The sequence below is a fragment of the Pseudomonas sp. ES4 genome, assembly GCF_050586665.1.
Classification (GTDB): Bacteria; Pseudomonadota; Gammaproteobacteria; order Pseudomonadales; family Pseudomonadaceae; genus Aquipseudomonas; species Aquipseudomonas frederiksbergensis.
This window is the reverse complement of the sequence record NZ_JBOBDO010000029.1, coordinates 35,398-55,771: the sequence shown is the minus strand read 5'-3', so window position 1 is coordinate 55,771 and position 20,374 is coordinate 35,398. Positions and strand designations below refer to the sequence as shown.

At 56.9% G+C, this 20,374-nt stretch carries 17 protein-coding genes; 10 read left to right on the top strand and 7 right to left on the bottom strand.

Annotated features, from left to right (window positions below; all coding sequences use genetic code 11):
- Position 1 precedes the first annotated feature (1 nt).
- Positions 2-607 carry a hypothetical protein gene (locus ACQ4OB_RS24585; RefSeq protein WP_074873825.1) on the bottom strand — a complete coding sequence of 202 codons (606 nt, stop codon included), beginning with the start codon at positions 605-607 and terminating at the stop codon, positions 2-4.
- Between the two features lie 54 nt (positions 608-661).
- Positions 662-1,138, bottom strand: a complete 477-nt coding sequence (locus ACQ4OB_RS24580) for a PAS domain-containing protein (RefSeq protein WP_074873826.1) — start codon at positions 1,136-1,138, stop codon at positions 662-664.
- Positions 1,139-1,291: 153 nt separating this feature from the next.
- Here ACQ4OB_RS24580 and ACQ4OB_RS24575 point away from each other — a divergent pair, with 153 nt between their 5' ends.
- Positions 1,292-1,747: a flavodoxin gene (locus ACQ4OB_RS24575; RefSeq protein ID WP_074873827.1), complete on the top strand. Its 456-nt coding sequence runs from the start codon at positions 1,292-1,294 to the stop codon at positions 1,745-1,747.
- On the opposite strand, the gene ACQ4OB_RS24570 is transcribed toward ACQ4OB_RS24575, so the two are convergent.
- Positions 1,728-2,624, bottom strand: coding sequence for a LysR family transcriptional regulator (locus ACQ4OB_RS24570; protein ID WP_430956626.1), 897 nt, complete (start codon positions 2,622-2,624; stop codon positions 1,728-1,730). The two genes, ACQ4OB_RS24575 and ACQ4OB_RS24570, sit on opposite strands and share 20 nt — an antisense overlap.
- A gap of 96 nt (positions 2,625-2,720) precedes the next feature.
- Between ACQ4OB_RS24570 and ACQ4OB_RS24565 the strand changes: the two genes are divergently transcribed.
- From ACQ4OB_RS24565 to ACQ4OB_RS24545, 5 genes are all read left to right on the top strand, one after another.
- Positions 2,721-3,107 carry a CidA/LrgA family protein gene (locus ACQ4OB_RS24565; RefSeq protein ID WP_430956625.1) on the top strand — a complete coding sequence of 129 codons (387 nt, stop codon included), beginning with the start codon at positions 2,721-2,723 and terminating at the stop codon, positions 3,105-3,107.
- Positions 3,097-3,783 carry an LrgB family protein gene (locus ACQ4OB_RS24560; RefSeq protein ID WP_074873830.1) on the top strand — a complete coding sequence of 229 codons (687 nt, stop codon included), beginning with the start codon at positions 3,097-3,099 and terminating at the stop codon, positions 3,781-3,783. The genes ACQ4OB_RS24565 and ACQ4OB_RS24560 overlap by 11 nt, the downstream gene beginning before the upstream one ends.
- A gap of 147 nt (positions 3,784-3,930) precedes the next feature.
- Complete coding sequence (locus ACQ4OB_RS24555; RefSeq protein WP_074873831.1) at positions 3,931-4,713, top strand: class II aldolase/adducin family protein; 783 nt, start codon at positions 3,931-3,933, stop codon at positions 4,711-4,713.
- A complete protein-coding gene (locus ACQ4OB_RS24550) occupies positions 4,713-5,615 on the top strand; it encodes an alpha/beta fold hydrolase (RefSeq protein ID WP_430956624.1) in 903 nt (300 codons plus the stop codon). Before ACQ4OB_RS24555 ends, ACQ4OB_RS24550 begins: the two co-directional genes overlap by 1 nt.
- A gap of 111 nt (positions 5,616-5,726) precedes the next feature.
- A complete protein-coding gene (locus ACQ4OB_RS24545; RefSeq protein WP_074873833.1) occupies positions 5,727-6,638 on the top strand; it encodes an SDR family oxidoreductase in 912 nt (303 codons plus the stop codon).
- A 79-nt stretch (positions 6,639-6,717) separates the two neighbouring features.
- Here ACQ4OB_RS24545 and ACQ4OB_RS24540 read toward each other — a convergent pair whose 3' ends face one another.
- The 3 genes from ACQ4OB_RS24540 to ACQ4OB_RS24530 form a co-directional block, all read right to left on the bottom strand.
- On the bottom strand, positions 6,718-7,485 hold the full coding sequence (locus tag ACQ4OB_RS24540; RefSeq protein ID WP_430956623.1) for an N-acetylmuramoyl-L-alanine amidase: 768 nt from the start codon (positions 7,483-7,485) through the stop codon (positions 6,718-6,720).
- A gap of 225 nt (positions 7,486-7,710) precedes the next feature.
- A complete protein-coding gene (locus ACQ4OB_RS24535) occupies positions 7,711-7,977 on the bottom strand; it encodes a bacteriocin immunity protein (RefSeq protein WP_074873835.1) in 267 nt (88 codons plus the stop codon).
- 2 nt (positions 7,978-7,979) lie between these two features.
- Positions 7,980-10,277: an S-type pyocin domain-containing protein gene (locus ACQ4OB_RS24530; RefSeq protein WP_430956622.1), complete on the bottom strand. Its 2,298-nt coding sequence runs from the start codon at positions 10,275-10,277 to the stop codon at positions 7,980-7,982.
- A 742-nt stretch (positions 10,278-11,019) separates the two neighbouring features.
- Between ACQ4OB_RS24530 and ACQ4OB_RS24525 the strand changes: the two genes are divergently transcribed.
- From ACQ4OB_RS24525 to ACQ4OB_RS24510, 4 genes are all read left to right on the top strand, one after another.
- Positions 11,020-12,813 carry a DUF1302 domain-containing protein gene (locus tag ACQ4OB_RS24525; protein WP_074873838.1) on the top strand — a complete coding sequence of 598 codons (1,794 nt, stop codon included), beginning with the start codon at positions 11,020-11,022 and terminating at the stop codon, positions 12,811-12,813.
- 23 nt (positions 12,814-12,836) lie between these two features.
- Positions 12,837-14,204 (top strand): DUF1329 domain-containing protein, encoded by a 1,368-nt coding sequence (locus tag ACQ4OB_RS24520; protein ID WP_430956621.1) that lies wholly within the window; start codon positions 12,837-12,839, stop codon positions 14,202-14,204.
- A gap of 139 nt (positions 14,205-14,343) precedes the next feature.
- On the top strand, positions 14,344-16,893 hold the full coding sequence (locus tag ACQ4OB_RS24515) for a LuxR C-terminal-related transcriptional regulator (RefSeq protein WP_074873840.1): 2,550 nt from the start codon (positions 14,344-14,346) through the stop codon (positions 16,891-16,893).
- A gap of 183 nt (positions 16,894-17,076) precedes the next feature.
- Entirely contained in the window at positions 17,077-19,485 is a 2,409-nt protein-coding gene (locus ACQ4OB_RS24510) for a dermonecrotic toxin domain-containing protein (RefSeq protein ID WP_430956620.1), read from the top strand.
- A 91-nt stretch (positions 19,486-19,576) separates the two neighbouring features.
- Here the strand turns inward: ACQ4OB_RS24510 and ACQ4OB_RS24505 are convergent, their stop codons facing one another.
- Positions 19,577-20,374: an IclR family transcriptional regulator gene (locus ACQ4OB_RS24505; protein ID WP_074873842.1), complete on the bottom strand. Its 798-nt coding sequence runs from the start codon at positions 20,372-20,374 to the stop codon at positions 19,577-19,579.

Sequence of the window (20,374 nt, the reverse complement as noted above, 5' to 3'; positions counted from 1 at the left end):
ATCAGAGATGCATGGCCGGATGCGTCAGCCGATGCTGTTGAAGGATGTACTGGCGCAGGCGTTCGGTTTCGTCCTTGTCATCCTGACTCAACTGATAGGCATAGAAGCCGTTCTCGGTTTCTTTCTCTAAGGTGCCGCGCAACGCGATGCGCTCGTAGCCAGACGGGCTGAACCACAAGGCAAAATGTTTGGGCGGTTTGGTCTTGTTGCGAACTTCCAGCAAAACCCCTTTGAAAGACACTTCGTGCACCCACATCGTACCGGGCTGGCCATTGGCATTCTCCAGCGCTACCGGTTCGTCGAGGACCAGGCGCCATGGCCGGATCATCGGTCCGTCTTCATAGATGCTGGGGACGCCGAGGCGTAAATGCATCGCGTGAAACTCGTCTTCCACCAAGTGCAAAGGAAAAGTCATTTGCTGGTTTTCGAAGTTGGCCTGGATGGTGACTTGCTCATGCGCGGCAAGGCGCGTGAGCAGGTCACGGATCTGTGAACCACCGTTGACGAGCAGGCTCGACGTCGCATCCCGCACATTGAGTTGCGGGTTGTGTTGCATGGTCTGGATAAAATCCAGTTCATCCTGAGTCAGGAGTGCGTCGCGTTGCATGATCTGCTCGACAGAAAAAGTTACAAAGTCACCGGTGATTGTAGTTAATGACAATCAATTCTTCGTTTTGTTTTCGCCGTTCGTCGCTTTTAGTGCGGCAAGCTCGGCCTGGACCTCAGCCAATTGCGCCTCCAACTGCGCGACACGCTGCTGGGCCTTGACCTGAAGGGTGACGTCTTTCTGCACACCGATGAAATAAGTCTGTCCGTCATCAGGGTTCTTTATCGTCGAGAGGGACAGTTCGTTCCAGAACGGCGTGCCGTCCTTGCGATAATTCCTGAGGATTTCCCGGCAGGAACGGCCACTGCTCAAGGCTTCGCGGATCGATGGAAGCGCTTCCTGGTCGCGATCCCCGGACTGAAGAAAACGGCAATCCTGGTAGAGGATTTCTTCGCTGGTGTAACCCGTCAGGCGTTCGAATGCCGGGTTGACGTAAATCAGGATGTTGTCTTGCTCGCCTTCCTTTTCGGCAATCACGATGCCGTCATTGGAGGCGTTGATCACCATTTGCAGCAGTTGGGCGTTAATCATCGGAGAATCCTTTCCAATTTGATTGAGCGCTGCATTCTAGAAGAAGACTCATTGCTGTCTACTGGCCACCAACGTTAATTGAGAGTCAATCGCAGCTTTTTTGCCATGGCTGTTAATATCCCCCGTCTTTTTATTCAGCTCAGGATCAGATTGATGAAAGTCGCCATCCTTTCCGGCTCGGTGTACGGCACGGCAGAAGAAGTCGCCCGCCACGCTGCCAATATTTTAAAAGCAGCAGGTTTCGAAGCCTGGCACAACCCGCGTGCAAGTCTCGCCGAGGTCCAGGCCTTTGGTCCCGAAGCCTTCCTGGCGGTGACCTCGACCACCGGCATGGGCGAGTTGCCGGACAACCTGCAACCGTTGTATTTCGCTATTCGCGACCAGTTGCCGGCTGCCTGGCGTGGCTTGCCGGGCGCTGTGATTGGCCTGGGCGATGCGAGTTATGGCGACACGTTTTGTGGTGGCGGCGAATTGATGCGCGAATTGTTCGGCGAACTGGGCCTGCGCGAAGCCCTGCCGATGCTGCGCCTGGACGCCAGCGAAAGCGTGACGCCGGAAACCGACGCCGAGCCTTGGCTGGCAGAGTTGGTCAGCGCTCTGCGAGGCTGACCGGCCGCTCGCGCAGCAAGGCGAGCCAGGCTTGCGCGGCTTTTGACAAGTACGCGCCCTGACGCCAGATGAAGGCGATATCCCAGCGTAGATAGCTCGGCGCGTTCAAGGTCAGGCGCACCACGCCTGGCCGCACCAGCCCGCGAGCCACCACGCGCGGCAACAGCACCACTCCTTGACCGGCCGCCACCAGCGCCGCAAGAAAGTCAGCCTGGCCGCTGCGACCACCTTCCTTCGGCGTAAAACCCAGTTGCTGGCAGGCTTGCAGCAAGCGGTCGTTGAGCACGAAGCTACGCTGATACAGCAGGAATGGCGTGTCTGCCAATTCCTCCAACCCAATCACAGTCTTCGACGCCAGCGGATGATCGGCCGGCAGCAGGGCGTCCAGCGGTTCATCGCAGAAAGGCTGGAAGGCGAACTGTGGGTCCTTCGTCAACAGGCTGCCACCCAGTTCCAACTCTCCACTCAAAACGGCCTGTTCGATGCTCAGGCTACCGCCTTCAAGCAATTGAATGCTGATGTTGGGGTGGCGTCGCCGGTACTCGGCGAACAGTCCGGCGAACAGCGCGTCGCTGCCCAGCAGCGGCAAACCCAGGCGCAATTCCCCGCGGGCCAGTTGGCTCAAGTCATCCAGCTCACTGAGCAGTTCGTTGCGCAGTCGTAATATGCCTTCGGCCCGTTGCAGAACCACGCGGCCGGCGGCAGTCAGGCGCAGCTGCGAACCTTGCCGTTCGAGCAGCGCAGTGCCGAGGCTCTGTTCCAACTGAGCGATCTGTTTGCTCACCGCCGATTGACTGATGTGCAGGGTCTTGGCGGCTTGAGTAAAACCACCCTGATGCATGACCTCGACGAAGCTGCGTAGCTGTTTGAATTCCATCTGCATGATTCCATTTTGGAATGGCTTCGAGTCTAACAATTCGCTTCGGGTATGACAGCCCACTCCTTAACATGAGCACCTGTGAGGACCGAAGACATGAATGCATCAACCTTTAAAAAACTGGCTCGACTGGCGACCGAATTGGCCGTGCTACTCGCCATCTACCTGCTCGGCTGCCAGATGGCCGTGTGGTCTGCCTGGCCGATTCCCGGTGGTGTCATCGGTATGGTGCTGTTGCTGCTGGCGTTCGCTTTGGGTGTGGTCAAACCAGCAGCGCTGCAAATGGGCGCCGGTCTGTTGATGGCCGAGATGCTGTTGTTCTTCATTCCGGCGCTCATGAGCCTGCTCGATTACGGCGGCCTGCTGCGCAACGACGGTTGGCGAATTTTGCTGGTGATCGGCGTCAGCACGCTGATGGTGATGCTGGTGACTGCCTTTACCGTGGAACTGGTGGTGCGGTTGAGGAGGTCTCGTGAAGCTTGAGCTGATGCCAATGTTCTGGCTGGCCTTCACGCTGCTGGCCTATCTGTTCAGTCGCTGGATCTATCGGCGCACCGGGCGCTATGTGTTGTCGCCACTGATTCTGGTTCCAGCCATGCTGTTGGCGCTCGCTGTGCCGTTGCACACCGCGTATGCCGAATATTCGAGCAACACCCATTGGCTGATGCTGGTGCTGGGCCCGGTGACCGTCGCTTTTGCAGTACCGATCTGGCAGCAGCGGCAGATGCTGATGCGGCATTGGTCGGCGTTGTTGCTGGGGATGCTGGCGGGCAGCGCGGCGTCCATCGGCAGTTCGTTCGGGTTGGCCAAGGCGCTGGCACTGGACAGTTCGGTGACGATGTCGCTGGTGCCGCGCTCGATCACCACACCTTTTGCCATGCCGCTGGCCCATGACCTGGGGGGCGTACCGGAACTGACCGCGGTGTTTGTGATGTTCACCGGGGTGTTCGGGGCGATGCTCGGCGGCATTCTGCTCAAGTGGTTGCCCCTGCGCAGTGCCTTGGCTCGAGGGGCGCTGTTTGGTGTCGGTGCTCACGGTGCCGGGGTCAGTCGAGCACATGAAGTGGGGGGTGAAGAGGGCTCGGTGGCGGGGTTAGTCATGGTTCTGACGGGGCTGCTGAATCTGTTCGCCGCCCCCTTGTTGGCGGCAGTACTTTGACATGGATCCACGTTCATTGGCGTACTGACTCGCCAGGCCATCAAGCTGGCTGCCAATGCAACTACACGATCTCCGGGGCGTGACTAGACTGGTGTAACGTCGGTAAACAATAGAAACCCCAAGAATAAAAATCAGAGGTTCCTTGCCGTGAACGTTGCCCCCGTCCAATCGCCACACAGTGTCAAAGACCAGGTCAGTGCCGCCGAGTGGCAGACCCGCGTCGACCTTGCCGCCTGCTATCGTCTGGTCGCCCTGCATGGCTGGGATGACCTGATTTTTACCCACATCTCGGCCAAGGTCCCCGGTACCGAAGACTTTCTGATCAACCCGTTCGGGTTGATGTTCCACGAGATGACTGCGTCCAGCCTGGTCAAGGTCGATCAGGCCGGCAACAAGCTGATGGACAGCCCCTACGAGATCAACCCGGCCGGTTACACCATTCACAGCGCGGTGCACGAGGTTCGTCACGATGTCGTCTGCGTGCTGCACACCCACACCGCTGCCGGGGTCGCCGTGTCGGCGCAGAAACAAGGCATTTTGCCGATCAGCCAACAATCGTTGTTTGTCCTGTCCAGCCTGGCTTATCACGCCTACGAAGGTGTTGCGCTTAACCCTGAAGAGAAAGCGCGGCTGCAGGCCGACCTCGGCGAAAACAATTTCCTGATGCTGCACAACCACGGTCTGCTGACCTGCGGCAGCACCATCGCCGACACATTCCTGATGATGTTCACCTTCCAGCGTGCCTGCGATATCCAGGTGCTGGCGCAGAACGGCGGCGCCGAGTTGATCGCCATCGAGCCGCAGATCCTGGCGGGCGCCAAGGCGATGATCGCCGGCGTCACCAAAAGTGCTCAAGGGATGGGCGGCGCACTGGCCTGGCCAGCGTTGCTGCGCAAACTCGATAAACAAGACCCGGGTTATAAACTCTAATGCCTCTCGCCGAGATCCCTCTGTGTGTCTGGCGCAAACGCGGCCAGACGTTCGTATTCCGTGGCCAGACCATCCGTTACTGGACGGCGGGGCAGGGTGAGCCACTGTTGCTCATTCATGGCTTCCCGACTGCCAGTTGGGACTGGCATTTCCTGTGGCAACCGCTCACCCAGCGCTATCGGGTGATTGCCTGCGACATGCTCGGCTTTGGCGACTCCGCCAAACCGGTGAACCACGAATACAGCCTGCTGGAGCAGGCCGATCTGCAACAGGCCTTGCTGGCGCATGTGAAGGTCGAGCAGCCGGTGCACCTGTTGGCCCACGATTATGGCGACAGCGTGGCCCAGGAACTGTTGGCCCGGCATTACGAAGCGCGCATTGATATCGCCAGTTGTGTGTTCCTCAATGGCGGCCTGTTTCCTGAAACCCATCGCCCGATACTGATGCAAAAACTCCTGCTCAGTCCCTTGGGCTGGATGATCGGGCGAGCCTTTTCCCGTGACAGCCTGGTGAAGAGTTTCCACCAGATCTTCGGTCCGCATAGCCGCCCCAGTGAGAGCGAGATGGACGATTTCTGGAGCTTGATCGAGAGCAATCACGGGCCACGGATCATTCACAAACTGATCGCCTATATCCCTGAGCGGCGCGCCCGGCGCGAGCGTTGGGTCAGCGCGATGCAGCGTGGTGAAGTGCCATTGCGGGTGATCGATGGTGAGGTCGACCCCATCTCCGGCGCACACATGGTCGAGCGTTACCGGGAACTGATCCCGAATCCGGACACGGTCTTGTTGCCTGGCATTGGCCACTACCCTCAGACCGAGGCGCCGGGGCAGGTGCTCAAGCATTACCTGGAGTTTCGCGATCAGCTGGTTTCACCGCCGCGCAAGGTCGCTTGTTCCTGACTATCCCGCTGACTTATCGCGCACCATTCAGCCTCACCCCAGTTCATTGTGGCTCGCATTGTCGTGCCTGACACTCGAACTAATTGTCCCCTGGCCTGCTGGAGTCCCCCAATGAATGAGTCTGTGCGCTTCGAAGATAAAGTCGTGATCATCACCGGGGCCGGCGGCGGCCTGGGCCGGGCGCACGCGTTGCTGTTCGCCAAACAGGGCGCCAAAGTGCTGGTCAACGATCTCGGCGGTTCGGCTCAGGGCGAAGGCGCAAACGCTTCGGCTGCCGACCGGGTAGTGGCGGAAATTCGTGAGGCCGGTGGCGTCGCCGAGGCCAACCATGACTCCGTCACCGACGGCGACAAAATCGTTCAAAACGCGTTGGACACCTTTGGCCGTGTCGATGTTGTGGTCAACAACGCCGGGATTCTGCGGGACAAAACCTTCCACAAAATGGAAGACGGCGACTGGGATCTGGTTTACCGCGTCCACGTCGAAGGCGCCTACAAAGTCACCCGCGCCGCCTGGCCGCACTTGCGCGAGCAAAATTATGGCCGCGTCATCTTCACCGCTTCGACCTCGGGCATCTACGGCAACTTCGGCCAGTCCAACTACGGCATGGCCAAACTCGGCCTCTACGGCCTGACCCGCACCCTGGCCATTGAAGGCCGCAAAAACAACATCCTGGTCAACGCCATCGCGCCTACAGGCGGCACGCGCATGACCGAAGGCCTGATCCCGCCGCAAGTCTTCGAACAACTCAAGCCGGAACTGGTCAGCCCGCTGGTGGTGTATCTCGCCAGCGAGAACTGCCAGGAAACCTCCGGGTTGTTTGAGGTCGGTGGCGGCTGGATGGGCAAGGTGCGTTGGGAACGAAGCCTCGGCGCCGGGTTTGATCCGCGGGTTGGTTTTTCCCCCGAAGATGTGGCGGCGCACTGGCAACAGATCTGCGACTTCGAAGGCGCGGCGCACCCGCAGGACAACCTTGAAGCGTTGAAGGAAATGATGGCGAATTTGCAGAAATATTCGATTTGATGGGAAACCAGCAAGGTCACCGCTTTTCGATCTTGCTGGTTCTTGATAGTCGATTCCGACATCTGGCTTGCAGCGGTGATCAAGAAAAATACTTGTGAACCAATGCCGCCAGATTCGCGGCCGTTTTCGCATCCATGATCCCGTTGTAGGTTTCCGGGCGAAAGTGCAACTGAAAGGCCCTGACCAAGTGTGCGAAGCCTTGTTCGGTTGACGCGCCGGAAACGTCGTATCCGTATGTCTTGAACAGTTTGAGCAAGTCGCTTCGGCCTGGAATGCCGGTCTCGTTGTATTGCTGCAGATAAGTGTCCCGGGTGACTTCGTCGAACCAGGCACCCACCCCTTTCAAGTAAAGGGCATGCCAGGGGAACTTCGGCCCTGGGTCACTCTTGCGGCCGACCGCAATATCCGAATGCCCGAGAACCTGGGTCGGGCTGATGTCCGGGTAGCGTTCGAGGATGTCCAACGCCAGCTCTTCAACGGCAGCAATTTGTTCCGGCTGATAGGGCGGAAAGTTGAAAACCCCTTGGCTAAACGTCGCAAGGTTGACGATTTCAACGCCGATGGACGTGTCGTTCAGATTACTTCGATTGCCCCAGGCACTGACGCCGGCATGCCACGCGCGCTTGGTTTCGTCGACGAGGTTGAAGACTTCCTGCCTGGTATAACCTGCTTTCAAGTAGCTCGGATCGGTGATGTCGGGAACCAGATAGTGGACGCTGACATTCGGGCCGGTGAGGGCATTGACTGAACTGGAGAAGTTGCCGGCGGTGTAGTGGAAGATCAGAAAGCGTACGGGCGTGTTGATGTTTTTAGTGTCGCGGTATTTGTTGTAGTTAATAGGTTTCATGGGGATATTGCTCGCGATTAATTAGGTTGAAGTCAGAAAAGGTTTTAAATGAGCGGCTGACTTGTGATTAACCTTAATCGCTGGGATGCTTCGCGTGATTACAGAGTTATGTAGTCGCTTTCCGAGAAGTGTGTAAGTGGTCGGAAGTGTTGGGGGTTTGCATAAAGACTGGCGGTGAGTGTGCAGTATAAGAAGCAAGCACGAATGCTTGCTTCTTTGTTTGGATTACTGTGCTTCAGGTTTGAAACCGGGTTTGCCGTTGGCTGCCCGCCATTGTTTTATGGCCTTTAGTACACCGGCAGGACCGTCTTTCACACCCTTCTCTGGATAATATAAGATGTCGGTGCCGTTTGGATGTTCTGAAGTGCTTACAATGTTATCCACAAAAGCATCGTGCTCTTCTTCTGATGAGAACTTCCCCTGGAACAAGCGTTTTATAATGTTCAGGTACTCGGACTCTGTGTAATCTTCATATCTATCTTTAAGTGTCATTTTCACATTTCTCCTTTTTGGGAGTGGGCTTCGATATGCTGCTTTGGTGTCAGTACACGAAGATTGTCTATGTCGTAGACTGCGCCACCTTCGCTGATAGGCTTAACGTGGTGTATTTCAAATTTTTTCCGTCTGCCCACTTGTTCCGAAGACTTGGCACTTGGTGATAATCCATCTCTCAAATCAATTCTATTGAGTGGAGTGAACTGTCTATTCAAAAATCTCTCACTTGCTACTGTCTTCCAAAAGACTCTGCGAAACGCTTTGAAACTCGAAAACTCCCGCCCCCGAAGTTTATCCGCAATCTGCTTGGGGATCGGCGCCCCTTCCAGCGTCGAGGCGGCACCCAACCAATTTCCTGAAACCGACTGTCCGCTCCCGCTGGCAACACCGGGATCCTGTCGCCGATCCCTGAACATCGTGAATGTCGGAGGGATCCCGGAGTCGATCGGAAAGACGGTGATGAAGCCGCCAAACCCGTAGAGGTCCAGCTCCGGAAACGGATCGATTCGTCCCACACCGGGGGTGACGGTAGCGCCTTCATAGATCGGCAGGTCAGTGTCGACCAGCGGAAATTCCGTTGAAGGATCCTGCGGCTCTACCAGCGGCGTCCAGGTGATGACGGGGCCGTTGGAGACGGTGCTGCCGGAAACGTAAACATTCTTGCGTGCGTCAAAGTGAGCAAGTTTTACCGGCACACTGGCGGGTACTGTCACTCCGTCAGTGGCAACAACGACAATCTCTACGCTATTGCCTATGGTCCTCGAGCCGAGTCTCACCGGCAGGTCGATTTCCCCTCCGATGGCTGCCAGTTCATACAGGTCGGCCGTTGAATCAGGAGCGAGTTCTGACAGCGGAACACTTACGGAGAAAAGATCACCGCTACCCAGCCTGGAGGGAGCTAATAGAGCGGCGAACCCGACGAGTACCGGCGCTGCTACTGACGCGAGTGCGGCGATAGCCGCGGATACTGCAGCACGTAGCGCGGTCCTGAGCGCCAAGGAGGTCGCTGGGCTAACGCCGACAGTTCCTAGTGTGCCGGTAAACGTTGGGCCGAATGCCGCCATCGAACCGACATTGGCAAACGTGGGGCTTTGCCACCGAGCCTCTGTTTCCTCTCGCCATTGCGCCAGGAGGCGTGCCTGCTCGATTTGTCGTTGGGTCTCAGCCTGTGCCGCTATTTTCAGATTCGCTAGTTGAGCTTGACGTTCAGCCACGGTAGTCGCTGTATCAATGATTTTCCGGCGAAGCTCCAGAATCTCTCCTTCCTTTTGCAGTTGCCTTTGTATCTGTTCGATGCGCTGCTCTATTTCCGTATGGAGACGAGCTTGTTCGGTTGCGAAACGACGAGCTGCCTCTACCTCATTGGCTTCAGCCTCAGCCAAAGCAGCTTTTAATCCTGCGATACGATCCTGCTTTCGCGCTTCTTCAGCCCGTAATTCGGCAGCAAATTCCGATCTAAGGTGCTCGAGACGTTCAGCGTTTTCGATTTGTATCCGGGCTAATTCCGCCGCCATCCATTGCGCGTGTTCCTCTTTACGGCGAGCCACTTGTTGTTTTTCTTCTGCTGCCAAGCGTGCCACTTCCGCCGCGACCCGTTGCGATTCTTGTTGCGCTGCGAGTTGTGCCCGCTCAGCGGCAATGCGCTGTGTTTCACGTTCCGCAGCCATTCGTGCTTGTTCAGCGGCCTGCATGGCACTGAGGGTGTGTTGAAGATTGGCTGTTCGCTGGTGGAGTGACTGCAAGGTTTGAGACAGTAATCTGGCATCGATCGCGGCTCTGAGTGATTGATTCAAGGCCTGCATGGCAACGCCATTCGGCCCCGGCCACTTCTCAATCTTTGTGGCTTTGATCATGAACTCATTGATATGCCGGTTAAATGGATCACCTCCATAAAACGCGTTGGCAGTGGCTGTTTTACTGTGGAACTCTGCTGTTTTGCGTTCAGTGAGTTTGTTCAGTACCTCTAATTCCCGGGCGACTGATTGCAAAGGTGGAACTGGATTCGTAGGGCCTTCATATCGGGTCGCTGCCAGTTCTGCCTCGATGGTTTGCGGTAGTTGGCTGGACCGGGTCTGATATTCCTGTTCCAGCGCCTTCGTCGTATTTATTACGGTGCCTCGATTTTGATTGTAAGTCGAAACGCCGGGTCCAAATGGACCTGCTTGCAAATGAGTTCCACTTCGAGGCGGAGGTGTAAAGTGATCGGGTGCGATGCCTACTGTATGTACAGGGGTAGTTATTTCTAGAAAACCTGGCGGCGAGTTATTTTCCTGCGGCGGTTTTGGTGATTTTTGCATATTCATATCCTTTTGAATTTGCGCGCTGTTTAAGATGTAAGTTTTTTGGAGTGCATGCACTGCCAACAGTTTTGTCGTGCAACTTCAAGTTACAGCTAAATGAAAAGTAATGGGTCTGAGAGGCGTGTGGGCTTTTGCACATAAACTTGAGAGGACTTTCGATAAGACGGGAATGCAGGCGCGATTGTCCTCTGCATTAAAAGATGTTTCTTATGCAGTTACAGGAAATGTCTTGTAGGACTTGTTTTAAACATCTAGCAAACGGGCTGGCACCAAAAACCCCCCGCCCATAAAAAAGGCCGCTGCAAACGCAGCGGCCAAAGTAAGACGATTGATCAAGGAGCAATAAATCAACGTCAGTGAACACGGGGCGATGAGTCGAAAATCTTCAACTCCTCTGAAATCTGTCACCCATGGCGTGGACTGGCCACCGCCATTGCTTCGTGCTTTGCGGCTGGTTGCCGTGAAAGCCCGGCAAGAATAAGGCCTTGAGCCAAAAGGAAAAATAGCAATTCACGACATGAACTGTTGCAGCATGAGTAACAGTGCTGACAGACCCCTCCCACACGCCATGCGTTGTGTTGATAACCCCCCATCCAGCCCATCCATAACCCGCGCAAACCCCCGTCCCATGCGGGCATTCATCCTTTGGAGGTACATCGCGAATACCTCCTTGGTGCGCTTATCGCTCCCAACGTGGGGCAGTAGGGTGGGGCCTTCTGTCACTCACCGGGGAAGACGCATGACAAAAACAACAATGCGCGCCATCTTCACGCCGCAAGCGCTCGCTGCTGCGGTTGCCTTGGGTTGCTGCGCCCAGGCGCAGGCTGTTTCATTCAACATTGGCGAAATCGAGGGGACATTTGACTCTTCGCTGTCCGTCGGCGCGAGCTGGGGCATGCGTGATGCCGACAAATCCCTGGTAGGCGTCGTCAATGGCGGGACCGGCCAGTCTTCGACCGGGGATGACGGGCGGCTGAACTTCAAGAAGGGCGAAACCTTCTCCAAGATCTTCAAGGGTATTCATGACCTTGAATTGAAGTACGGCGACACTGGGGTGTTCGTGCGTGGCAAGTACTGGTACGACTTCGAACTCAAGGACGAGGACCGTGAGTTCAAAGCGATCAGTGACAGCGGTCGTAAAGAAGGCGCCAAGTCTTCCGGGGCGCAACTGCTCGACGCCTTCGTCTATCACAACTATTCCATCGCTGACCTGCCGGGCACTGTGCGCGCCGGCAAGCAGGTGGTGAGTTGGGGTGAAAGTACCTTCATCGGCAACTCGATCAACAGCATCAACCCGATCGACGTTTCAGCGTTTCGCCGTCCTGGCGCCGAGATCAAGGAAGGCCTGATTCCGGTGAACATGCTGTTCGCCTCTCAAGGCCTGACCGACCAACTCTCGGTGGAAGGTTTCTATCAACTTGAGTGGGACCAGACCGTCGTCGACAACTGCGGCACCTTCTTCGGTAACGACGTGGTGGCAGACGGTTGCAACAAGAATTACACGGTGGCCAGCCCGGCGATCGCACCGTTGCAACCGATCGCTGCCGCGTTTGGCCAAGGCTTCGAAGTCAGCCAGGAAGGTGTGATCGTACCGCGTGGTGGTGACCGCGATGCCCGCGACTCCGGGCAGTGGGGGACGGCGCTGCGCTGGCTCGGCGACGACACCGAGTACGGCCTGTACTTCATGAACTATCACAGCCGTAGCCCGACGGTCGGCACGACCACCGCCGGCCTGACAACGCTGGCACGGATCCCGGCCATCGTCGGTGCCGCCAACAGAATCGCGCCCGGCACCGGTTCGGCACTGGCTCAAAGTGTGATGCTCGGACGCGGCCAGTATTACCTCGAGTACCCGGAAGACATTCGCCTCTACGGCGCGAGCTTTTCCACCACCTTGCCTACCGGTACGGCGTGGACCGGCGAGATCAGCTATCGCCCCAACGCTCCGGTGCAAGTCAACACCAACGACCTGACCCTGGCCTTGCTCAACCCGATTGCAGGCGGCGCGGCATCGCCTGTCGCCACCACGCCAGGTGCCGACAACAAAGGCTACCGCCGCAAGGAAGTGACACAGGTCCAGAGCACCCTGACGCACTTCTTCGACCAAGTGCTGGGCGCCCAGCGGTTGACCCTGGTTGGCGAGGCGGCGGTGGTGCACGTCGGTGGCCTGGAGTCGCGATCCGAATTGCGTTACGGCCGTGACTCGGTCTATGGCCAGTATGGTTTTGGCGGCGATACCGACGGCTTTGTCACTTCGACCTCCTGGGGTTACCGCGCCCGGGCGATCCTCGATTACGCCAACGTGATTGGCGGGATCAACCTCAAGCCCAACCTGTCCTGGTCCCATGACGTCGCCGGCTACGGCCCCAACGGGCTGTTCAACGAAGGCGCCAAGGCCGTCAGCGTCGGCGTCGATGCCGACTACCGCAACACCTATACCGCGAGCCTCAGTTACACCGATTTCTTCGGCGGTGACTACAACACCCTGGAAGACCGCGACTTCCTGGCGCTGAGTTTCGGCGTGAACTTCTGATCTGGCTGAGAAGGATGATTTCAATGCGCAAGATGATTCTGCAATGCGGCGCCCTGGCCTTGAGTCTGCTGGCTGCCAACGTAATGGCGGCGGTCTCGCCGGAAGAAGCCAACAAGCTTGCCTCCAGCCTCACGCCGTTGGGCGCCGAAAAGGCCGGCAACGCCGACGGCTCGATCCCGGCCTGGACCGGCGGCATCCCGAAAAATGCCGGCGCAGTGGACAGCAAAGGTTTCCTGGCTGACCCGTTCGCCAGTGAAAAACCGCTGTTCACCATCACCGCCGCGACGGTCGACAAGTACAAAGACAAGTTGTCGGATGGCCAGGTAGCGATGTTCAAACGCTACCCTGAAACCTACAAGATCCCGGTCTACCCGACTCACCGCACCGTGGGCCTGCCCCCGGAGATTTACGAGTCGGCCAAGCGCAGTGCGCTGAACGTGAACAGCATCAACGACGGTAACGGCCTGGCCAATTTCACCGGCAACCGCTACTACGCGTTCCCGATTCCGAAGAACGGCGTCGAGGTGTTGTGGAACCACATCACCCGCTATCACGGCGGCAACCTGCGCCGCATCATCACTCAGGTGACCCCGCAAACGAACGGCAGCTACACGCCGATCCGCTTCGAAGAAGAGATCGCCGTACCACAACTGATGAAGGACCTGGACCCGGAAAAAGCCGCCAACGTGCTGACCTTCTTCAAGCAATCGGTGACGGCCCCGGCACGCCTGGCGGGTAACGTGCTGCTGGTGCATGAAACCCTCGATCAGGTGAAAGAACCGCGCTTGGCGTGGATCTACAACGCCGGCCAGCGCCGTGTACGTCGCGCACCGCAAGTGGCTTATGACGGGCCGGGTACTGCCGCTGATGGCCTGCGCACGTCCGACAACTTCGACATGTTCTCCGGTGCACCGGATCGCTACGACTGGAAACTGGTCGGCAAGAAGGAAATGTACATCCCTTACAACAGCTACAAACTCGACTCGCCGAGCCTCAAGTACGACGACATCGTCAAGGCCGGGCATATCAATCAGGACCTGACCCGCTATGAATTGCACCGGGTCTGGGAAGTGATCGGTACGGTCAAGGCGAGCGAACGGCACATCTACGCCAAACGCCACATGTACCTCGACGAAGACAGCTGGCAAGTGGCGCTGGCGGACCATTACGACGGTCGCGGTCAGCTGTGGCGAGTGGCCGAGGGGCACGCTCAGTACTACTACGATCATCAGACCCCGGCCTACACCCTCGAAGCGCTCTACGACATCATTGCCGGCCGATACATTGCCCTGGGAATGAAGAACGAAGAGAAGCGCAGTTTCGAATTCGGCTTCGAAGCCAAGGCTGCCGACTACACGCCATCGGCCTTGCGCGCCGAGGGCGTTCGGTAGTGGGTTGATACATCAGCAGTACAAAAGGCGACCGGGTGGTCGCCTTTTTTATGGCTGCCAATCAGCGTGCTGAATACTTCTCAACAAGCGGCTAAGAGAGGGCTAGGGTTGCCGGACAATTATAAAAAGGCACGCCGCAATGACCGCCATGATCCCGTGTCTGGACCGTCCTGGATTCCTGCCCCGTCTGTCCACCCATCACCTGTCACGGTCTCGCTTGACCGAGCCGTTACTGGCCTCCACGGCACGGGTGAAATTACTCTGCGCGCCGGCCGGCAGCGGCAAGACTGCGCTGCTCGCCGAATGCCTGTTGCAGGCCCCGCCCCATTGCCGCGTGTTCTGGTTGCCATTGTCTGGCGTGGTGTTGAGCGCGGCGGATTTTCGTCATCGTCTGGCGGAAACCCTGGGGCTGGCTTCGTCGGACGAATCCGAGTTGCTGGGCTATCTGGCCCGATTGCAGACGCCGACCTGGCTGTTTCTCGATGATTATTGCCGCTTGCCTGACCCGGAGTTGGACCTGTTGCTCGATCGCATGCTGGCGACCAGCAGCCCGATGCTGACCTGGTGGCTGGGTGCTCGCCGCCGCCCGCCCTGCAACTGGCCAAGATTGCTGCTCGACGATGAGTTGTACGAATGCGAAAGCACCTCGCTGGCTTTTACGGCAGATGAAGTCGAGCAGATCGTGCAGCCCTGGGTACCGGAGCAGGCCGGCAAAGTGGCCAGTCGGATCATCCAGCGCACCGGCGGCTGGTGTGCCGGTGTGCGGATTGCATTGCTGCAAAAGTGCGATTGGTCGCGGCAGAACAAACCCCTGGGACGGGCGGACACCTTGCTCGATTATCTGGAGCATGAGTTGTTCAACTCGCTGACGCCTGAGTTGAGCGAAGCCTGGCGCGTGCTGGCCCACTTGCCCCGCTTCAATGCCCGGCTGTGCGATCACCTGTTCGGGGCCGGAGAGGGCGCTCAGTACTTGCGGACCTTGCAAACGCTGGGCTGTTTTATCGAACCTTGGGGCGACTCCACCGATTGGCTGCAGATATTCACCCCATTCACCCAGTTGTTGCGCGATGAGCAATGGCCGGCGGGACGCTCATGGCATCGGCGTGCCTGCCAATGGTTCTGTACCGAACAGGACTGGAAATCGGCCTTCGAACAGGCCTTGCTCGCCGAAGAATACGAAGTGGCGGTCAGCCTGTTGCAGCACTTCAGTTTCGAGCATTTGTTCGAGGAGCAAACGGTGGTGCTGTTGTTGCGTTTGCATGAGCAGCAAGGTGAAGAGCTGACGCTGGGCAGCCCGCAATTGGTCGGATTGATTACAGCTGCGCTGTTGTTCGCCGGACGTTTCGACCAGGCGACTGCCTGCATCGCTCATTTGGCGCATTTCACGCCTCAACCCTCGGCAGTGCTTGAGCGTCAACTGATTGCACGTTGGCAGGCCCTGCAAGGTTGGTTGCTGCATTTACAGGGCCGAATGGAGGCTTCGCGCGCGCACTTTCTTGACGCGTTGAGCGCGCTCGATCCCGAGTGTTGGACGGCGCGCCTGATGTGTTTGTCCGGTTTGACGCAACAGGCATTGCTAAGGGGCGAACTCGACGTGGCGCAAGCCCACAACCGCGACGCGCTGTGCCTGGCGCGGGCGCAAGGCTCGCTGGTGTTCGAGGGCCTGATGGAGCTCGATCACGCGCAATGGCTGGAGCAGCGGGGTGCCCCGGCTCGCGCCGAGAGTTTATTGCTCAACATACATGAACTGCTCTGCCAGCAGGCCGACCGGCCCGCGCCGTTGCTTGGGCGTATCGCTTTACGACGTGGGCGACTGGCGTTAACCATGGGCCAGGATGAACATGCACGCGAGTGCTTTCAGCGCGGTCTTGAGTTGTGTCTGCGCAGTCACGACAAGCGTGTGTTATATGGATTTCTTGGTCTCGCGCAACTGGCGGCCAATCAGGGTGATTACACCCAGGCGTTTGTACAATTGCGCGATGCTGAACGGCTGATGCAGCAGCGGAAAATTCCGGATACCGTCTATCGTGGCGTCCTGTTGCAAGTCAGCAGTCAGTTCTGGTTGCAGCAGGGGCGACCGCAACTGGCCCATGAGGCACTGGCGCGGGTACTGCGTCATTATTGTGGGCCGCAGGCTCGCCAGGCTCCCCCGGCCACACTGGAGCTAATTCCACGGATTGAGTATCTGTTGATTCTGGCCGAGGTTTATCTGCAACAGCTCAGCAACGCCGAAGCGTTGCTTCAAACACTGATCGACAATGCGCACGCCAATGGCATGTACGCCCTCGAAGCGGAATTGCATCTGGCGCGGGCCGAAGTGATCTGGCTGGAGGGGGAATCGCATCTGGCCACTGCAGCTTTGCAAGAAGGGGAGCAAATGATTAGCCGTTGCCAAGGGCGGCAAGCGTGGCGTGAGTTGCAATTGCGGCAACCCCAGTGGCTGCGTACATCTGAAATGTCGATCACCGAATTGTCTGTTGAGGCGCACAGTTCCAGTCCCCTCAGTAAACGGGAGCTTGAAGTTTTGCAGCTGATCGCACAGGGCAACTCCAATCAACAGATTGCCGATGTGTTGTTTATCTCGTTGCATACAGTAAAAACTCATGCCCGTAGAATTAATGGAAAGTTGGGGGTTGAGCGAAGAACGCAAGCTGTGGCCAAGGCTAAGTTGTTAGGTGTGTGCTCGTAAAAGTGCCTGTGCTTGATTTTATTTATATAGAGTTGGACTTGTGTGTTGTTGTTTCTGGTAATAAATTGTTCGCGTTTATCATATCTTGTATTTTTTTACTCGTGTTTCTTTGTGTTGTTCTGGAATAAGTTTTCGCTAAGTGCTTTGACATCAGGTCAGGCATAAATGTGTTAACAAAGGACAATGAATGTGAATAGTTTATTTAATGCAGATACTTTGATTGCTAGCGCAAAACCGTGGCTGGACGGAATAAGTCAGGAAGATCGCGAGCTCTATTTGGCCCACGAAGCATGGCTAGTTACGAGGGAGAGTGAATTGGCAAAGCAGTTGGGGCACTTCAGTTCGCTTAAGGATTATGCCCGTAGCATTGTCAATCAGAACATTAAACTGGAATTTGGCCAGGATCGGGATGCCGATGAAATTGTGTGTAATGCTCGTTATACATTCGAGGTGGGAGGACGGAAGATCGAGCAGGAAGATACTCGCACCCTGACCGAGCAGTTCATCTACGGCCTTTACGAGGAAGGGCAAAGAGCCCATCTCGTATTCATGGGAGACGAACTTCCCGCCGAGCTGAATCAGCAATGGTTTGAAGAGATGATGAGCGCTGATGCCCGGGCTGCCTATGGTGCCCAGTTCCGTTCTCGGTATGAGCGTCAAGACGTCATGCAAGCCTTGAAGAACGTCATGAGCCAGCGCCTGTTGCTGAGTGCGTTGGCTGCTCGCCATCAGGGGCACATCAACGACAAGAACTTCGCACGGATTGTCTCTGCCTTATACGGCGACCAGGCATTCACTATTGATGGCGTGCGCCTCATCGACGACACACGAGCGCTCCAGCATTTGATTCTGGTTGCAAGACTCGATGGGCAAGACGGTTTCTTGCTGTATGCGCCAGGCTCGCCAGGTGGACAGGACTGGTACGAACTCCAGAATTTGCAACATGTAGGCATACGGGTTGGCGAATGGACAATGGATGCCAAAGGTCGGGACTACCTGACCTGGCAATCTCACGCTGTGGATCGAGAAGTCATTGCCACCTATTTGAAACAGGTCGAACGGCTGCCGAGTACCTGGAAAGGAGTGAGCCTGGTTGCATCGCCTTACAAAGGCGCTGAAGTCCTGACCGCCACCATTGAAAACATTCGCGCATGGCGAGTGGCGGAGGAAGAGTCCCGGACACCTTACGCTTATCGCACGGCTTCTGATGCTCAACGCCAGAACTTTGCCCGTACTCGTTGTGAACTCAAGGCCTTGCAGGTCATTGCCACACGTGAGGGCGGTTTCATTACCTACGGCAAGTTCTGCTTCGATCTGATTAAACAGCGAATCGAGCAAGTGCTGGCTGACAGGGGGGAGCGGGCCACGGTCAATCCTGATCGCATCTTTGTCTCCGTCAGTCCGCAATTGGGAATGACGCTGACCGAACTGATCAGCACCGAAACGCATTTTTACGCCGATGAACAACAAACGCCTTGGAGTTATCCACGGTTTACCCTGGAACATGATCATCCACCGATCAGTAAACTTGATATCCGGGATATTGCCGGCTGGTCGCGTACGCTGCGCCCGGGCGAAAAGTACATCGAGATGCTACGTTCGAAGCATTTGGATAGAAGCCATCCCGAGGGTGCGTTTAAACGAATGGTTCACCTCGAGGTACAGCGCCGCCAGATGAAAGTAGGGGTGATGCAGGAGCGTTTTAACGGTCGTTTGACTGCCGAGCAGTATCGGCAACTGATGACTGTTATTGAAAACCTGGAAAAAATTGACACACGAACGATGAGTCCGATGGGTGAATACCCGAGTGATGTTCGCTTCAGCGCAATGTTCAAGTTGCATTTGCGAGAAAAACTGGTGGTCGGGGTATTCGTTTTCCGATTGATCATTGGTGATCGCGTTGAGGAGTTCCTGTATACGCCTGACGCACCTGATGGCCGACTGATTCGTCCGTTCTCGGAATTTGTATCCGCCGTCAAGAAACTCAAATTCGGCAACTATTTCTATGACCGGGTTCGTTATAAGGATCAGCGAGTGGTGCGGACGTACATCACTGATTTGGAAGAGCTTGGTAACTTCAATGAGGCTCCGGTTCTGCTACGCGACAGTCGCGTCAGGGACTTGGGCAGGAGTTATGACGATCTGATTTATCGCACGATTTCCGATGTCGATGAAAAGACCGAAAGCCTCGACGAAATCATCTTCAAACTGGTGTTCGGCGCGGTGGAGGCTGCGGCCACCGTTGTCAGCGTGGTGATTCCGCCGGTGGGCATTGCAATGAGTGTGGTGTTGCTCACCAGAAGTGTGCTGGAAGGTGCCGAAGCCTATAACGACGGTGATCGCGCCACTGCCGCATGGCATTTTCTGGATGCACTGATCGAACTGGCGTCGCTGGGTAAAGCCGGTTTGAGCAAGGGGGGGGCAACCAAGTTGCAGAAGGACTTTATCGGCTTGTTGGGCGATGTGTATTCGGTTCAGAAGTTTTACAGCCAGGCGACCGGGCAACAGAAATTGCCTTTACAGGCGCTCGAGGTCATTCAAGCTATTCTCAATGATCCACAAGCCCTCGACAGCAAAACTCGTCTGCTGTAACGGCTGGGTCAAGACATCCCTCCCGGATGTCGTCTGATACATACGTTGTTTAACTTTAAAAGTGTCTTTTAAAGTTTGTGCAGCACAAATCTCATGTCGATGAATCCGGGATCGGCTGATACCCCATCCGCCAACTCACGGCCCGCGTCGCAGCCAGCAACCGCTGCGCCGCCGGGCCGTTTTCGTCGGCATGGAACAACGAAGCCGGACCGACGATGGTCAGCACGGCGGCGATCTGTCCGACCGCGTTGAACACTGGGGCCGACAAGGCGTCCACGCCCGGCATCAGCAAACCATGCACATGATGCAGACCGCGTTCGCGGATCTGTTCGCACAACGCCTGGTAGGCCTGATCGTCCGCCAGCGCATGTGAAGCGCTGCTGTGCAGTTCCCGCTCGCGCAATTCGACGGTTTCACGCTTGGGCAGATAGGCGCCGAACACTAGCCCTGTGGACGAACTGAGCAACGGCAACACCGAACCCAATTGCGTCACCACCGTCACCGCGCGCACTGCTGGCTCGATGTGCACCACGGTCGCGCCCTGGTTGCCCCACACGGCGATAAAGCAGGTTTCGTTCAACTCATCGCGCAATTCAGCCAGGGGCAGGGCGCCGACTTTCAGCACGTCCATACTGTTGAGTGCTGCCAGCCCTACTCGCAAGGCTTCGCGGCCCAGACCGTAATGGTTGGTGGCCGCATTCTGTTCAGCAAAACCGCTGGCGATCAGCGCCTGCAAATAGCGGTGAACCTTGCTTGCCGGCATCTGTACGTGTTCGGCCAGGCGCGACAGTGAAGTCGATGGCGACAACTCGGCCAGGGCCTTGAGGATGTCGGTGCCGACCTCGGCCGAGCGGACTTTCTGTTTATCGTTGCTGCGCGGCGTTTCCAT

What these genes read in the sequence shown, in the direction of transcription:
- ACQ4OB_RS24585 (WP_074873825.1), bottom strand. Translation starts at nt 607, where the DNA reads ATGCAACGCGACGCACTCCTGACTCAGGATGAACTGGATTTTATCCAG.
- ACQ4OB_RS24580 (WP_074873826.1), bottom strand. Translation starts at nt 1,138, where the DNA reads ATGATTAACGCCCAACTGCTGCAAATGGTGATCAACGCCTCCAATGAC.
- ACQ4OB_RS24575 (WP_074873827.1), top strand. Translation starts at nt 1,292, where the DNA reads ATGAAAGTCGCCATCCTTTCCGGCTCGGTGTACGGCACGGCAGAAGAA.
- ACQ4OB_RS24570 (WP_430956626.1), bottom strand. Translation starts at nt 2,624, where the DNA reads ATGGAATTCAAACAGCTACGCAGCTTCGTCGAGGTCATGCATCAGGGT.
- ACQ4OB_RS24565 (WP_430956625.1), top strand. Translation starts at nt 2,721, where the DNA reads ATGAATGCATCAACCTTTAAAAAACTGGCTCGACTGGCGACCGAATTG.
- ACQ4OB_RS24550 (WP_430956624.1), top strand. Translation starts at nt 4,713, where the DNA reads ATGCCTCTCGCCGAGATCCCTCTGTGTGTCTGGCGCAAACGCGGCCAG.
- ACQ4OB_RS24545 (WP_074873833.1), top strand. Translation starts at nt 5,727, where the DNA reads ATGAATGAGTCTGTGCGCTTCGAAGATAAAGTCGTGATCATCACCGGG.
- ACQ4OB_RS24540 (WP_430956623.1), bottom strand. Translation starts at nt 7,485, where the DNA reads ATGAAACCTATTAACTACAACAAATACCGCGACACTAAAAACATCAAC.
- ACQ4OB_RS24535 (WP_074873835.1), bottom strand. Translation starts at nt 7,977, where the DNA reads ATGACACTTAAAGATAGATATGAAGATTACACAGAGTCCGAGTACCTG.
- ACQ4OB_RS24530 (WP_430956622.1), bottom strand. Translation starts at nt 10,277, where the DNA reads ATGCAAAAATCACCAAAACCGCCGCAGGAAAATAACTCGCCGCCAGGT.
- ACQ4OB_RS24525 (WP_074873838.1), top strand. Translation starts at nt 11,020, where the DNA reads ATGACAAAAACAACAATGCGCGCCATCTTCACGCCGCAAGCGCTCGCT.
- ACQ4OB_RS24520 (WP_430956621.1), top strand. Translation starts at nt 12,837, where the DNA reads ATGCGCAAGATGATTCTGCAATGCGGCGCCCTGGCCTTGAGTCTGCTG.
- ACQ4OB_RS24515 (WP_074873840.1), top strand. Translation starts at nt 14,344, where the DNA reads ATGACCGCCATGATCCCGTGTCTGGACCGTCCTGGATTCCTGCCCCGT.
- ACQ4OB_RS24510 (WP_430956620.1), top strand. Translation starts at nt 17,077, where the DNA reads ATGAATGTGAATAGTTTATTTAATGCAGATACTTTGATTGCTAGCGCA.
- ACQ4OB_RS24505 (WP_074873842.1), bottom strand. Translation starts at nt 20,374, where the DNA reads ATGGAAACGCCGCGCAGCAACGATAAACAGAAAGTCCGCTCGGCCGAG.